Here is a 13,216-nt window from a genome sequence, read left to right on the forward strand (position 1 = left end):
AGGAACATATATAGGTGTGAACACAAGCGTCAGCCTGAAAGGAAGGAGGTCCTTAATGATGAAGAAGGGGCAGGAAAGCGGATCAACAAGGCGGATGATTATGACGCTCCTGAAGATGAAAGGGCCGCTGACGATCGCTGCGCTCGCGGAGGAGCTGGGGATCACGGAAATGGGTGTCCGGCGCCACGTGCTTCAGCTGGAACAGGAATCGCTGGCCAAAACCAAAGCCGTCCGCCAGGCTATGGGCCGTCCGCTTCATGTGTATTCGCTGACAGAACGGGCGGAAGACCATTTTCCCAAAAGCTATCATAATCTGGCGCTGGAGCTGCTGCGCGAGCTGGACCACGGCAGCGGACAGGAGGCGGTTAATGTTCTGTTTGAAGGCCGCAGGAAGCGTATGCTGGCCCAGTATGCGCCCATGATGGAGAACCGGAATCTGGAAGAGCGTGTCGCCGAGTTGTCCTCCATCCAGAATGCGGGCGGCTATATGGCCGAGTGGAATCAGGAAGAGGACGGCTCTTATGTGATGCAGGAATATAACTGTCCAATCCGCCAGGTTGCAACCCAATACCGCAAGGCCTGCCAGTGTGAACAAGCGCTGTTCGAGGAGCTGCTGGGGGCGAAGGTTACACGCACGGAATGTATGGCTGAAGGCGGACAGAGCTGCCGGTACGCTATTATTCCCAGCAAGAAAGGCAAATCTCCGGAATTGAGTGTATAACAGTCACAGGACAAACTCTCTTTGCTTATGATATAGCAGAACTAGGCGATCGCCCGGATGGCCGGGCAGAGGCTCAAATAGAATCCAAGGGAGAGATGAGACATGAAAAAAGACACCAAAAGCTTGCTGTGGGGTATTCTGGCCGGCAGTGTGGTGGGTTCGGTAACGGCTTTGCTGTTCGCTCCTAAAGCCGGTAAAGAGCTGCGCAAAGACATTGCGGAGGGAACCACGGAAGCTGCCCACAAAGTGCAGGAGATTGCCGGAGCGGCAAGCGACAAAAGCACAGAGCTGTACAGCAAAGCCAAAGACGCGGTAGAGTCTGTTGTCATTGAGGTTAAGGAGTGGAGCAGACAATACACCGGGGCTGATGAAGAAAAGGCGGTTGTGGTAAGCGGAATTGCTGCCGAAGGAGACACCGCTGAAGCCGCCTTTGATGAAGCTGCTCAAGCAGCGCTGGATGAAGCGGAAGCCCGGATTGACGCCGAAACAGATGCTGATACTGTTGTGGAAGATGACACAACAAACGGCAAAGACGGCAGTGGAATCGCTTAAGCTGGCGGAAATCAAGTGAATCAGCCTTTTGCAGGGCACGGCGAAGCCGTTTCTCCTTGGCGGAGAGGTATGGTGAATTTTTTCCGGCCTAGAGCCGCTTTTCGCATTCTTGCGGAAGGCGGCTCTTGAACTGTCCAGGGTTTTGGAGTATCATCTGCAATTGGGGCTGAAGCCCAGGTACATTTTGTTTTAGCCTTACATAAGCTACACAAAACAAGTAAAAGGAAGCGGTGTGTTCGTGCAGCAAGCTATCGCAATACTAGATTCAGGTGTGGGGGGACTCACGGTTGTCAAGGAAGTGATGAGACAGCTCCCACGGGAGAAGATCATTTATTTCGGTGATACTGCCAGGGCCCCGTACGGACCCCGTTCGACAGAAGAAGTGAAAATGTTCACCGAACAGATTGTGGACTATTTAATTCAATTTAATCCCAAAATGATTGTTATCGCCTGCAATACAGCAACTGCGGCCGCACTTGACTATATCTCAGCCAAAGTATCCATTCCCGTCATCGGCGTCATTCATCCGGGTGCGCGTGCAGCCATAAGTGCCAGCAAAACCGGCCAGGTCGGCGTCATCGGCACCATCGGTACGATCAAAAGCGGTGCCTACACTGCTGCGCTGAAGCAGCTGTCCCCTTTTGTCCAGGTCGTCAGCCAGGCCTGTCCGGCACTTGTTCCTTTTGTGGAACAAGGGATGTTCCGCTCGGAGGAGAGCCATATCGCAGTGGCGGAATCGCTGAATGGCATCAAGTATGAGCCAATCGACACACTGATTCTGGGCTGTACCCATTATCCGTTCCTGGTGGAGCCCATCGGCAAGGTAATGGGACCAGGGGTGAAGCTCATCAGTTCAGCGGATGAGACAGCCAGAGAAATCAGTACCATCCTCTATGACAAAGGCAAACTGGCCAGCGGAGACCAAAGTCCCATCCACCAGTTTTTCTGCAGCGGGGATGCTGAGATGTTCCAACGGATCGCGCGTGACTGGCTTGGGGAGCAGATTAAGCGTACACCTGTTGTGTGGCAGGTTTCTTCACTGTAAGCAACGGGAGTGGTGAGTTGAATAAGGACAAACCCCTGATTCAGGGGCAGTTTTAGAACCAATACTTGAGGCCGGAACAGCAATGTTCCGGTCTTTGCTGTTTATTTTAGAAGCTGGTCCGCGTTTCTGGACATCTTAAGCGGGATAGGCCGATTCAATTCTTTCATGGTGGACAGCACGGTCTGCATACAATGGAATAGAAGGCTGTGTCCGAATGTCTCCCGTGAATTCTCCGGCTGACGGCATTGGATGACGCCAACTAGACGGCCGAGAGGATGAGGCATATGCAGCAATATATTGCCCGCAGGGGAGATACGGTTAGCCGGATTGCCGCGAGGCATGGACTCACACCGGAGCATGTAATTCAGGGGAACCCATGGGCAGGCAGGCAGCCGTATTTAATTCCGGGGCAGATTCTGTTTCTGCCTTCCGCTCCGCGTAAACGGTATGCCGTACAGCAAGGTGACGATGCCTGGAGCATTGCTGCCTTGTTCGGAGTGGATGTGAATGAACTTGAAAAACTGAATCCGGGCGTTGGCTCAGTATATGGATGTACCCCCGGCAAGGTACTGGTCATTCCTCCGGCGGCACCGCACAAAGTGGTGCATTTGCGCGGAGAATATGGTCCTGCCGAGGTGGAAGCGGATATTATTCAGCTGCTGGACCAATATCCTTTCCTTCAGCATGAATCTATTGGTTCAAGCGTTCTGGGCAAGCCGCTGCATCTGCTGCGGATCGGCAGGGGGCCGCACCAGCTTCATGTCAATGCCGCACTGCATGCGAATGAATGGCTGACCTCGCCCTGCCTCATGTCTTTTGTGGAGCAGTATGCGGCAGCATATGCTCAAGGAAAGGACTGGAATGGCCACAACCCTATGGATTGGTACAGCAACTGGACGGTATGGGCTGTGCCCATGGCTAATCCCGATGGGGTGGAGCTGGTACAGGAAGGGGGACTTCCCGGTCACCCGTATTATGACGAGCTGATGGCATGGAACGGTGGACGGAGCAGCTTCCGGCACTGGAAGGCCAACATCCGCGGGGTGGATCTGGGCGACCAGTTCCCGGCCCATTGGGAAGAAGAGCAGGCCCGGCGGGGAGTGCCTGGACCCGGGCCGCGTGACTACGGCGGGACGGCTGCGCTAAGCGAGCCGGAAGCCGCTGCCCTGGCGCAGCTGGCAGAGAGAGTCCCCGGCGATGCCGCTGTATCGCTGCACAGCCAGGGTGGAGAGATTTATTGGAACTACCGGGGGTATGAGCCGCTGGAGAGCCGTGCACTTGCAGCACAGCTAGCGGCGGCGAGCGGCTACCGGGCGGTTGAGCTGACCGGCAGCGATGCGGGATACAAGGACTGGTTTATCCAGCGTTTCCGCAAGCCCGGTTTCACTGTGGAGCTGGGAGTTGGCAAAAATCCGCTGCCGCTGGCTGATTTTGAGGATATGGCGCTGGAAACCGGTCTTATTTTGGCATCGATCCTTTCAAATTTCAAATAAAAATGAAACAATTTCTGCAAATTTGCGTAATATAACAGCAAAGGGTACGGCCGCAGTCATTTCCAGATGCGCTTCGCGGCTGGATCCTTTTTTTGTGGAAAAACGGAGCATCTGCCTTCGGAAGCTGATTTTATTGCGGAGTTTATTCCGGCAGTAAAGCTTCATAAAACTTTTAGGAGGACCGTGATGAAACTGAAAAAACTGCTCTCGCTTAAGCAATGGTCCCATATTTTCCGCAATTCCTGGCAGTTTGTCATCTCCCCGCAAGTAGCCCTGGCAGACAAGCTCCTGTTCACCGTTCCGGTGCTTTTATACTGGGTGCTTCCCGATTTCATGCCGTTTCTGCCGATTGACGATATTGGAGTGACGATGCTGCTGACGGGCTGGTTCGTCTCGCGGATGGAGCGCAAATACCCGGCCCAAAGAGCCGGAAGATGAAGGATTAGCGAATCTTTTCATGGTTTTACTGATCTATTTCGCCAATACAGTTGCTTTTACAGGCTGATTTCCTTAAAATAAACTATTGAGTATTTAAACTATAGATGCACGGGAGATGGATGAGGATGAACGTCAAAATTACCCGCAACGCGGCTAAAGTGATAAAGAAAACGATGGAACTTGAAGGCAACAGCGAGTTGAAGCTGCGCGTAGCCATTACACACGCCCACGGTGATCATGCCCACTACGGCCTTGATCTGGACACGCCCAAAGAAAGTGACGTTGTTGTATCCACTGACAAAGAGATTGATGTCATTCTTGATCCGAATCAGCCCTTGCTGGATGGTGTGAAGATCGACTATCTGTACTTCCCTGAAGAAGGTTTTGTAATTACTAATCCGTCTAAAGGAAATCACGGCGATCACTAAGTGTTCGCCCGTATTTTACGGACATAAAGAAGGGTTGCTCCATGGCTAACGATATACGCATTTGCGACGAGTGCAATCATATCAAGATGAAAAGTATCCTCCCCAAGCTGCGCAAGATGGCGCCTGACGCCGAGATCAAGACCGGATGCATCTCCTATTGCGGACCTTGCGGCAAACGGCCGTTTGTCTATATCAACGGCCGGTACGTCAGCGGCCCGACAGAAGACGAGGTGCTGGCTAAGGCCGAAGCTTTTGTCAAACGGCCGGTTGCTAAGGAATAGGGCATTGGGTTTAGCAGGGCCTCCGCTAAGTAAGCGGAGGTTTTTTGTATCCCTAGGGTGCCGCGCGGCGGTATGAATCAATTGCACTTTCTGCAGTTGTTTATCCTGGTGCGCCAGGCTGGGGCTTCGCTGAGGCCCATGGTATAATAGGAATGTTCTCAACATCAGAAGATACATAGGAGGGAATGTAGCACAATGAAGCATATTGCTGATGTAACGATTCTGAACAACGGGATAGCCATGCCCCGGTTTGGACTGGGCACCTACAAAGCCGAGGGGGAAGAGGTAGCGAGTGCTGTAGCAACTGCGCTGGAGCTGGGTTACCGGAGTATTGATACCGCTGCGGTATATGGCAACGAGGAAGAGGTGGGACGCTCGATTGCCGCCAGCGGCATCAAGCGGGACAGCCTGTTCGTGACAACGAAGGTATGGAACTCGGATCAGGGCTACGATGAGACACTAAGAGCTTTCGAAACCAGCAGCAAGAAGCTGGGCCTGGACGTTATTGATCTCTATCTCATCCACTGGCCGGGCACGGATAAATATAAAGCTACCTGGCGCGCACTGGAAAGGCTCTATGCTGAAGGACGCGTACGCGCTATTGGTGTCAGCAATTTTCAGATTCACCATCTGGAGGAATTGCGGAAGGACAGCGAAACTGTGCCTGCCGTGAATCAGGTGGAGCTGCATCCGCGTTTTATCCAGAAAGAGCTGCATGACTACTGCGCCAGCCGCCAGATTCAGATCGAAGCCTGGGCTCCGCTGATGAAGGGCAGGCTGCAGGACAACGAGCTGCTGCAGGGGATTGCTGGCAAGCATGGGAAGACGGTATCCCAGGTGATTTTACGTTGGGGGCTGCAGAACGGGATTGTGATCATCCCGAAATCCGTAACCGCCTCGAGAATTAAGGAAAACAGCGAAATCTTTGATTTCGAGCTGTCGGCGGAAGAGCTGGCTGCCATCAGCGGACTGGATGCCAGTGAGCGGATTGGTTCTGATCCGGACAAGTTATTGTTTTAGTTCAATACGTATATTTCACAAAGTCTCCCTGAATGCTTACGCTCAGGGAGACTTTTCATGCTGCCGGACAGGCAAAGAGATATGAAAGGCAGTTCCTTTGGATACTTCGCTTTCTACGGTCAGGAAGCCGCCGTGCGCGAGGATCAGTTTTTTCACAATAGCCATGCCGAGTCCTGTCCCCAGGTTCGGAGAGCCGTCTTTTGCTCCGCGGTAATATTTTTGGAACAGATTCTTCAGTGTATCTTCGTTCATTCCGGTGCCATTGTCGGATATCGTGATGCTCACACTCTCATCCCCCTCCCGCCGCACAGTCACATGAATGGCAGTGCCTGCCGGATTGTGAAGCACCGCATTCATCAGCACATTTTGCAGCGCCCGGTAGAGCAGCTTCTCGTCGGCAACAAGCTCCAGCAACTCGGTCTCCGTTTCCAAGCTCAACAGGTGGGACACCGCTCGCGGGTCGTTGCCGACATCAGCCGTCAGCCGCTGGAGAAATCCGATCAGCTCCAGCGTGCCAAGCTGCATGGGCAGGGAGGCATGATCCTCATTCATCTGAAAAGAGAGGTTGATGTCGCTGATCAATTCCTCAATATGCAGCCCTTTGGAGTGAATTTCTTGCAGGAACGTCCGCTGCTCATCCGCGTTCCAGCTATACTCCTCGTTCAGCAGCAGTGTTGAATATCCCGTGACATACGTTAATGGCGTTTTGAGATCATGAGAGATGCCAGCCACCCAATCCTTTTTGTTTTCTTCCAGCTTGCGGCGTTCCAGTTCGGCCTGTCTCAGGCTGGCAGACAGCGACTGGATGTTCACAATTAATTCACCGTACAACCGGTATCTGGATTTGAGCTTCCTGTTCCGCTTGAAGATGCTCTGCACCGCAGGCGGAGGTTCGAAATTCCCGCCCGACAAGGAGGCAATCCACGACATCATAAATTTTAACGGACTTCCGAAATACCAGCCGAACAGCACGCTGCATGCCGTAATATTAACCCCGAATACCGCCAGAATGTACAGATCATAATACTCCTGCCCTTCCAGAAGGCCCAGCAGCGGAAACAGCACCTCCACGCTAATCATCATGGTGAGGCCGAGTCCAAGCATCCAGGCGATTAATCCGATGACAAAATGGATACTGAACCTTAGTCCCGTCTTCATCTCAGGCTCCTTTGACCGGCGGTACAAATTTGTAACCGATCCCTCTCAGGTTAATGATCAGCTCAGGGGCTTTCGGATTGTCGTCCAGTTTTTTTCTGATTTTTGAAATATGGATAGTGACCGTTTTCTCGTCGCCATATCCCGGGCTGCCCCACACCAGTTCATAGATTTGCGAGGTTGTATAGATCCGGTTCGGATTCCGGCAAAAGAAGCTCAGCAGCTCCAATTCCTTGGCTGTACATTCCACACTCTCTCCATTCACGATCAATGAGGCGTCTGCAGGCCTTAGAATAAAACGCCCATAATTATATTCTTTGTTTCCTGCACCTTCCGAATTTCCGTTAGACGAGGCTTGGGTGAGGCTCTGCCTTCTGAATAAGGCTTTGATCCGGGCAATGACCTCAAGCGGATTAAAAGGCTTTGTGATATAATCGTCCCCGCCAATCCCGAGCCCCGTCAATTTATCGAAATCGCTTGCGCACGACGTAATAAAAAAAATAGGCGTATCTGTATGCTTGCGGATCTCGCGGCACAGCTCAAAGCCATTGACATCCCCCAGCATCACATCCAGCAGGATCAGGTCATAGGTATGATTTTTTACGAAAAATAACGCTTGTTCCCCGGTTGTACAGCTGGAGATGTTATGGTAGCGCTCCTTCTTCAACGTAATCTCCAGCAAAGTCAAAATTCCCTTCTCATCGTCAACCAGCAAAATTTTCTCTGCGTTCGTATGGTCATTCAGCAACGGTGTTTCCTCCCTGAGTGCATAAGTTCTCTCTAAGTCTAGCATTCATTTTGGAATTTTTCTGGTTTCCTGTGTCCTTTTAACCGTGAGTTTGCTTTGATTTTACTTTCGGGGGCTATTCTAACGTTGCGCCGCCAAGGAATGGTCCGGCAATTGGTTGTGACGGAGGAATAGACATGGAATTGCAAATTGAACAGGTATCGAAAAACTATGGTGCAAAGCATGCCCTCAGCGGCATCACCTTGAAGCTCAAACCGGGGGTGACCGGTCTGCTTGGCCCAAATGGTGCCGGGAAATCCACGTTAATGCGGATGCTCGCAACTATAGAGAAGCCAACACATGGGAGCATTACATGGAATGGGGTGGATATTGCCGGGAAACCGCAGGTTTTACGGAAGGAACTGGGATATTTGCCGCAGGATTTCGGTGTATATCCGAATCTGACCCCGCTTGAATTTCTGGAATACATTGCGGCGATGAAGGGACTGTCCCCCCGGTACGCGCGGACCCGGATCAACGAGCTGCTGGAAATTTTAAATCTTTCGAATGACCGGAAGCGGCTGCTCGGCGGTTTCTCGGGCGGCATGAGACAGCGGGTGGGTATTGCCCAAGCCCTGCTTAATGATCCGTCGCTGCTTATTGTCGACGAACCCACGGTCGGCCTGGACCCCGGAGAAAGAATCGGTTTCCGGAATTTATTATCCAGCTTGTCCGGGGACAGAATCATTATTTTATCAACGCATATTGTGACCGACATTGAATCCATTGCCCCCTCCATCGCCCTGATGGCGAAGGGCCGGCTGGTCAAGTATGCGGCACCGGAGAACTTGCTTCAGAGTGTGGAGCAGAAGGTCTGGAACTGCATCCTGCCTGCTGCCTCGCTGCCGGAAATGCAGGCTAAATACACGATCAGCAGCGCCATTCAGCGCAGCGACGGCATCCACACCCGGATCGTTTCCGACCTGCGCCCCAGTGCAAACGCCACCCTGCTGCCCGCTTCACTGGAGGATGCGTACCTGTATACAGTGTCCTCGTTAGGAGTCCAGCCATGATCCGTACTCTCTCAGCCTACTTTTATTTAATCAAAAGCAATTTGGTCAGTCAGATGCGCAGCTATTCCTTCCTGTTCGTCATAGGGATCAGCGTATTCGCCGGTTATGCCTGCGTGCCGGATGCCGCTGCCGGATATGAAATCTTTTATATCGGCGGGGTCAGAGGCATCTATAACTCGGCGTGGCTGGGCGGACTTGCGGCGATGCTGACCACGATGCTGCTCTGGCTGTTCGGTTTTTTTATGCTTCGAAGCCAAATATCCGGAGATGCACGCCTGAAGCTTGGGCCGTTGATCGCCTCAGCCCCTGTCTGGAAAATCAGGTATATCACCGCTAAGGCAGCGGCAAATTTTGTCGTCCTGCTGGTGATAGGAGCTGTCTTGCTGGGGGCCTTTATGGCCATGCAACTGCTGCGGGGGGAAAGTTCCCAGCTCCGGTTAACGGATTACATGGCTCCCTTTTTCTTTGTAACTTTCCCATCCCTGTTTCTGCTCGCTTCCTTAACCGTCCTGTTTGATGTATTTCCCGGTTTGAAGGGGGTTGTGGGGAATGTGCTGTTCTTCTGCCTGTGGATTGCTGTCGGGGTGGTTTCCATAGCCGCGCCAAGCGAGTGGTGGGATTTGTTCGGCGTGAGCGGTATCCTGAACGCAATGGCCCACAGCGCAGCGGAGCATTATCCTTCACTCTCCAGCCTTGAGGCGAGCGGAAGCTTTGGATATTACCCGACACAAGGGCAGATCCCCACATTTGAGTGGCAGGGCGCAGCATGGGATTCTTCGCATGTCCCCGTCCGGCTCGTCTGGATCGCAGCGGGCATAGGAGGGATCGTTCTGTCGGCCCTGCTGTTCCGCCGTTTTGAACACCCGGAAGCATCAAAGGTTCATCCGCATGCTTCGGACAGGGGGGAAACACCCGTTCTACCGGTTATAGCCATGGAGCACAGCCGCTCCCTTAAGCTGTCTCCCGCAGTGAAGGTGAAGGGTGCAAGGTTGCCCCGACGGGTCAAAGCCGAGCTGAAGCTTATGCTGAAAGGCATGTCCCTTTGGTGGACACTGCCCGCCATAGCGCTCATTGCCGCGCCTCTGCTGGTTACGGCAAACTCCGTGAACAACTTGCTGCCCTTTATCATGATATGGCCTCTCGCTTTATGGTCGCAGATGGGCACGCGGGATCAGCATTATTTCACCACTGGATTGACCTTGTCGTGCAGCTCGCCGCTGGCGAAGTGGTGGACGGAATGGCTCTCCGGCGTATTCATCACCTTGCTGTTTTCTTCGGGGGCAATCTTCCGCTTCATCGCGGAGAACCAGATGCCGGCCCTGTTGGCATGGGGAACAGGCCTCCTGTTCATTCCGACCTTGGCGCTTGCACTCGGTACACTGGGCGGGTCAAAAAAGCTGTTCGAAGTCATTTATCTGCTCTGGTGGTATATGGGACCGCTCAATCATGTTCCCTCACTCGACTTTTTGGGGGTGTCCGAAAGGAACCCTGCGCATTATCTCGTGTTCACTGTGCTTTTATTCACAGCAGGCGCAGCCGTCCGTCTCTGGCAGACTGGAAATTTATCAATAAGAAGGAGATCTATATGACAAAATATATCCGCCGTACATGGCTTATCCTCATCCCGGCAGCGTTCGTTATGCTCATACTTGCGGGCTGTGGGGACAAGTCCGTAGAGAAAACAGCTTCATTCGAAGGATCAAAAGTGCAGCAGATTGAGGTGAAAACGGACGGACAATCCATTCAGGTGAGCCGTTCCAAAGATTCGGATGTGAAGCTCCGTATGAAGACGGAAGGTGAGCTGCCGGCGGTGCTGGAGGAGGGTGTGCTTACTGTCGGCGCTGAACCGGCGTCCGGCTTCATCCATTTAAAGAATGAGACCATTTATTTGGAGCTGCCGGAACAAAGCTACGAGTCCATCCGTCTGGCTACAGCTTCCGGCAATATTACCTTTGAGGACGGCCAGGGGGAGCAAATCGTGCTGGACGCCGACTCAGGCAACATCACCGTCTCCGGCTTTGCGGGGGAGATCGATGCAGCCACACAATCGGGCACCATTCACTCGGAGGTCCAGGCGTCCTCAGAGGTACAGACAGACGGTGGCGGCCAGAGTCTGAAGGGGAAGGTGGGTGCAGAGAGTGCGGAGACTTCTACACTGAGTGTGCATTCAGCTTCAGGTAATATAACTTTGGAGAATTAGACAGCTTCCGCACTTTCAATTGACTCCATAAAATTCATGAATGAAAAAACGGACATGCTCCCTTTCGGGGGCTGTCCGTTTCTTTGTGCAGAGCTGCTTATCCTGCCTTTATACCGGCTTATTGCGGATTACGCGGCGGCAGGGGGCCGAGGTATTGATAATACTGGCACTCGATCCGTCCATTGTAGAGCTTGCGCCGCTTGTCCGCCTTGCGTCCGTAGTACTGCTCGAATTCCTTATACGGGCTGATGGCGAAAAAGGACCAGGTCGGCAGATACAGCATCATTTCACCGAATTGGCGGGTAAGCTTCTCCACTTCCTTGTCATTGCTGATGCGCTCCCCATACGGGGGATTAGTAATGATGCAGCCGTACTCGCCTTGAGGTCTGGCTTTGGCAGCAGCGATGGCCTGAAAGGTAATCTCCCCGGCCAGCCCGGCTCTCTTGGCATTGGCTTCGGCGATTTCAATCGCGGCGGGATCGATGTCCGTGCCGGTGAGCTGCAGCGGGTAGTCGTCGCGCACAGCATCGAAGGCTTCCTCGCGGGCTTCTTCCCAGAGGCGCTGCGGGATTTCAGGCCAATGCTCGGACGGGAACGAGCGCCGCAGGCCCGGCGCAATGTTCCAGGCGATCATCGCCGCTTCGATCAGCAGCGTGCCGGAGCCGCAGCACGGATCGTACAGCGGACGGTGGCCGTTCCAGCGGCTGAGCTGGATCAGTGCGGCCGCCATCGTTTCCTTCAGCGGCGCTTCCGTTGCCTGGCGGCGGTAGCCGCGTTTGTGCAGCGCGGGACCGGTGGTATCCAGCGTAATCAAAGCGGTATCATTCAGAAGAATTACTTCCACCACATACCGCGGGCCGTTCTCCGGGAACCATTCGGTACGGTATGAAAGCTTCAGCTTTTCGACAATGGCTTTCTTGACAATGCCCTGGCAGGCGGGTACGCTGGTAAGCTGGGATTTATGCGACCTTCCTTCTACGGGGAACTCTCCGTTTTCGGGAATCCAGTCCTGCCACTCGATGGCTTTGACACCTTCGAACAGCTCATCGAAGGTCCGGGCCGGGAACTGGCCCATTTTGACCAACACCCGGTCCGAGGTCCGCAGCCATAAATTGCAGCGGCAGATGTCGATGTAATCTCCATTAAACAATACCCGGCCGTTTTCGACCGTAGTCTCATAACCCAGTTCGTTCAATTCACGTGCTACGACGGCCTCCAGCCCCATGGGGGCGGTGGCGATCAATGTTAATTTGCCCAAATTCGCTCAACTCCGTTTAACTTGTAGATGAATACACATAACCTTTACAATAGGTGAAGCGGTGCTTCCGGAAGTCCTCATACGGCTTGCCTATCAAGTATAGGGGAATGAGGGGCGCAGCACAATGCCCGTCCCGCCGTTATCAGCGCGGCTGATCTTCTAACATCAGTACTAACCACAAAGGAGAATACATATGCCCAATCAGGAAGAATACAGTGAACAATTATATACAGAGGACGCGCTGCTGCTCAAGGTGAAGCAGGCCATTACAGATAGCGGAATGCCCGAGGTGTCCATTGCGCCCGGATATGGGCGGCTGTTGACGATGCTGGTGGCGGCGTCCCGTTCCACGCGGGTTTTGGAGATTGGCGCACTTGGAGGCTACAGCGGCATCTGCCTCTGCCGCGGGCTCCGGCATGGGGGCCGGCTGACTTCGCTTGAATTGAAGGCTGAATACGCGGAGCTTGCCGGACGACACCTGGAAGAAGCGGGATTCAGTGAAGCCGTGGAATACAAGCTCGGCCCCGCGCTGGACAGCCTGAAGCTGCTGGAAGCGGAGGGCCGGACCTTCGATTTCTTTTTTATTGATGCCGATAAGGAAAACTATCCGAACTATCTGGAGTATGCCATTAAGCTGGCGGTGCCGGGTGCTGTGATCGCCGGAGATAATATCTTTCTGCGCGGACGCACATTGAATGCAGAGAAGAACGGACCGGCTGTTCAGGCGATGCGGCGCTTCAATGAGATGATTGCGGGTGATGAACGGCTGGCCAGCACACTGCTTCCCGCGTACGACGGACTGGCGCTGGCGATTGTAAAGTAAGC

15 protein-coding genes are annotated in these 13,216 nt (G+C 53.4%); 12 read left to right on the top strand and 3 right to left on the bottom strand.

Features of this window, described 5'->3' with window-relative positions; translation table 11 throughout:
• The first annotated feature begins 55 nt into the window (after nucleotides 1–55).
• The 8 genes from PGRAT_RS11155 (at nucleotide 56) to PGRAT_RS11195 (ending at nucleotide 5,978) form a co-directional block, all read left to right on the top strand.
• On the top strand, nucleotides 56–721 hold the full coding sequence (locus tag PGRAT_RS11155; RefSeq protein WP_025703753.1) for a helix-turn-helix transcriptional regulator: 666 nt from the start codon (nucleotides 56–58) through the stop codon (nucleotides 719–721).
• Nucleotides 722–823: 102 nt separating this feature from the next.
• The gene (locus tag PGRAT_RS31575; RefSeq protein ID WP_025703754.1) at nucleotides 824–1,273 is read left to right on the top strand and encodes a YtxH domain-containing protein; all 450 of its coding nucleotides are present in this window, start codon (nucleotides 824–826) and stop codon (nucleotides 1,271–1,273) included.
• A 238-nt stretch (nucleotides 1,274–1,511) separates the two neighbouring features.
• On the top strand, nucleotides 1,512–2,318 hold the full coding sequence (gene racE, locus PGRAT_RS11165) for a glutamate racemase (protein WP_025703755.1): 807 nt from the start codon (nucleotides 1,512–1,514) through the stop codon (nucleotides 2,316–2,318).
• A 284-nt stretch (nucleotides 2,319–2,602) separates the two neighbouring features.
• Nucleotides 2,603–3,811 carry a M14 family metallopeptidase gene (locus PGRAT_RS11170; RefSeq protein ID WP_042266572.1) on the top strand — a complete coding sequence of 403 codons (1,209 nt, stop codon included), beginning with the start codon at nucleotides 2,603–2,605 and terminating at the stop codon, nucleotides 3,809–3,811.
• 186 nt (nucleotides 3,812–3,997) lie between these two features.
• Entirely contained in the window at nucleotides 3,998–4,249 is a 252-nt protein-coding gene (locus PGRAT_RS11180) for a hypothetical protein (RefSeq protein WP_025707580.1), read from the top strand.
• A gap of 125 nt (nucleotides 4,250–4,374) precedes the next feature.
• Nucleotides 4,375–4,677 (top strand): HesB/IscA family protein, encoded by a 303-nt coding sequence (locus tag PGRAT_RS11185; protein ID WP_025707581.1) that lies wholly within the window; start codon nucleotides 4,375–4,377, stop codon nucleotides 4,675–4,677.
• Nucleotides 4,678–4,718: 41 nt separating this feature from the next.
• Nucleotides 4,719–4,958 (top strand): YuzB family protein, encoded by a 240-nt coding sequence (locus PGRAT_RS11190; RefSeq protein WP_020426769.1) that lies wholly within the window; start codon nucleotides 4,719–4,721, stop codon nucleotides 4,956–4,958.
• Nucleotides 4,959–5,153: 195 nt separating this feature from the next.
• Nucleotides 5,154–5,978 (top strand): aldo/keto reductase, encoded by an 825-nt coding sequence (locus tag PGRAT_RS11195; protein ID WP_025707582.1) that lies wholly within the window; start codon nucleotides 5,154–5,156, stop codon nucleotides 5,976–5,978.
• Nucleotides 5,979–6,020: 42 nt separating this feature from the next.
• Here PGRAT_RS11195 and PGRAT_RS11200 read toward each other — a convergent pair whose 3' ends face one another.
• Both PGRAT_RS11200 and PGRAT_RS11205 read right to left on the bottom strand, forming a co-directional pair.
• Complete coding sequence (locus PGRAT_RS11200; protein ID WP_025707583.1) at nucleotides 6,021–7,136, bottom strand: sensor histidine kinase; 1,116 nt, start codon at nucleotides 7,134–7,136, stop codon at nucleotides 6,021–6,023.
• Between the two features lies 1 nt (nucleotide 7,137).
• A complete protein-coding gene (locus tag PGRAT_RS11205) occupies nucleotides 7,138–7,881 on the bottom strand; it encodes a response regulator transcription factor (protein ID WP_238326876.1) in 744 nt (247 codons plus the stop codon).
• A 176-nt stretch (nucleotides 7,882–8,057) separates the two neighbouring features.
• Here PGRAT_RS11205 and PGRAT_RS11210 point away from each other — a divergent pair, with 176 nt between their 5' ends.
• From PGRAT_RS11210 to PGRAT_RS33690, 3 genes are read left to right on the top strand one after another with little or no spacing between them, the layout of a single operon-like run.
• Entirely contained in the window at nucleotides 8,058–8,933 is an 876-nt protein-coding gene (locus PGRAT_RS11210) for an ABC transporter ATP-binding protein (RefSeq protein ID WP_025707585.1), read from the top strand.
• A complete protein-coding gene (locus PGRAT_RS33685) occupies nucleotides 8,930–10,522 on the top strand; it encodes a hypothetical protein (protein ID WP_025707586.1) in 1,593 nt (530 codons plus the stop codon). The genes PGRAT_RS11210 and PGRAT_RS33685 overlap by 4 nt, the downstream gene beginning before the upstream one ends.
• Nucleotides 10,519–11,133: a DUF4097 family beta strand repeat-containing protein gene (locus PGRAT_RS33690; RefSeq protein WP_025707587.1), complete on the top strand. Its 615-nt coding sequence runs from the start codon at nucleotides 10,519–10,521 to the stop codon at nucleotides 11,131–11,133. The genes PGRAT_RS33685 and PGRAT_RS33690 overlap by 4 nt, the downstream gene beginning before the upstream one ends.
• Nucleotides 11,134–11,251: 118 nt before the next feature.
• Here the strand turns inward: PGRAT_RS33690 and PGRAT_RS11225 are convergent, their stop codons facing one another.
• Nucleotides 11,252–12,391: a THUMP domain-containing class I SAM-dependent RNA methyltransferase gene (locus PGRAT_RS11225; protein WP_042266576.1), complete on the bottom strand. Its 1,140-nt coding sequence runs from the start codon at nucleotides 12,389–12,391 to the stop codon at nucleotides 11,252–11,254.
• Nucleotides 12,392–12,584: 193 nt separating this feature from the next.
• Between PGRAT_RS11225 and PGRAT_RS11230 the strand changes: the two genes are divergently transcribed.
• Entirely contained in the window at nucleotides 12,585–13,214 is a 630-nt protein-coding gene (locus tag PGRAT_RS11230; RefSeq protein WP_025706950.1) for an O-methyltransferase, read from the top strand.
• Nucleotides 13,215–13,216: the final 2 nt, after the last annotated feature.

Source organism: Paenibacillus graminis (genome assembly GCF_000758705.1).
GTDB lineage: Bacteria > Bacillota > Bacilli > Paenibacillales > Paenibacillaceae > Paenibacillus_AQ > Paenibacillus_AQ graminis.

Excerpts from the sequence above, each read along its gene's own strand:
- PGRAT_RS11170 (WP_042266572.1), top strand. The coding sequence starts at position 2,603 with ATGCAGCAATATATTGCCCGCAGGGGAGATACGGTTAGCCGGATTGCC.
- PGRAT_RS11155 (WP_025703753.1), top strand. The coding sequence starts at position 56 with ATGATGAAGAAGGGGCAGGAAAGCGGATCAACAAGGCGGATGATTATG.
- PGRAT_RS11200 (WP_025707583.1), bottom strand. The coding sequence starts at position 7,136 with ATGAAGACGGGACTAAGGTTCAGTATCCATTTTGTCATCGGATTAATC.
- PGRAT_RS33685 (WP_025707586.1), top strand. The coding sequence starts at position 8,930 with ATGATCCGTACTCTCTCAGCCTACTTTTATTTAATCAAAAGCAATTTG.
- PGRAT_RS11190 (WP_020426769.1), top strand. The coding sequence starts at position 4,719 with ATGGCTAACGATATACGCATTTGCGACGAGTGCAATCATATCAAGATG.
- PGRAT_RS31575 (WP_025703754.1), top strand. The coding sequence starts at position 824 with ATGAAAAAAGACACCAAAAGCTTGCTGTGGGGTATTCTGGCCGGCAGT.
- PGRAT_RS11230 (WP_025706950.1), top strand. The coding sequence starts at position 12,585 with ATGCCCAATCAGGAAGAATACAGTGAACAATTATATACAGAGGACGCG.
- PGRAT_RS11195 (WP_025707582.1), top strand. The coding sequence starts at position 5,154 with ATGAAGCATATTGCTGATGTAACGATTCTGAACAACGGGATAGCCATG.
- PGRAT_RS33690 (WP_025707587.1), top strand. The coding sequence starts at position 10,519 with ATGACAAAATATATCCGCCGTACATGGCTTATCCTCATCCCGGCAGCG.
- PGRAT_RS11180 (WP_025707580.1), top strand. The coding sequence starts at position 3,998 with ATGAAACTGAAAAAACTGCTCTCGCTTAAGCAATGGTCCCATATTTTC.
- PGRAT_RS11210 (WP_025707585.1), top strand. The coding sequence starts at position 8,058 with ATGGAATTGCAAATTGAACAGGTATCGAAAAACTATGGTGCAAAGCAT.
- PGRAT_RS11185 (WP_025707581.1), top strand. The coding sequence starts at position 4,375 with ATGAACGTCAAAATTACCCGCAACGCGGCTAAAGTGATAAAGAAAACG.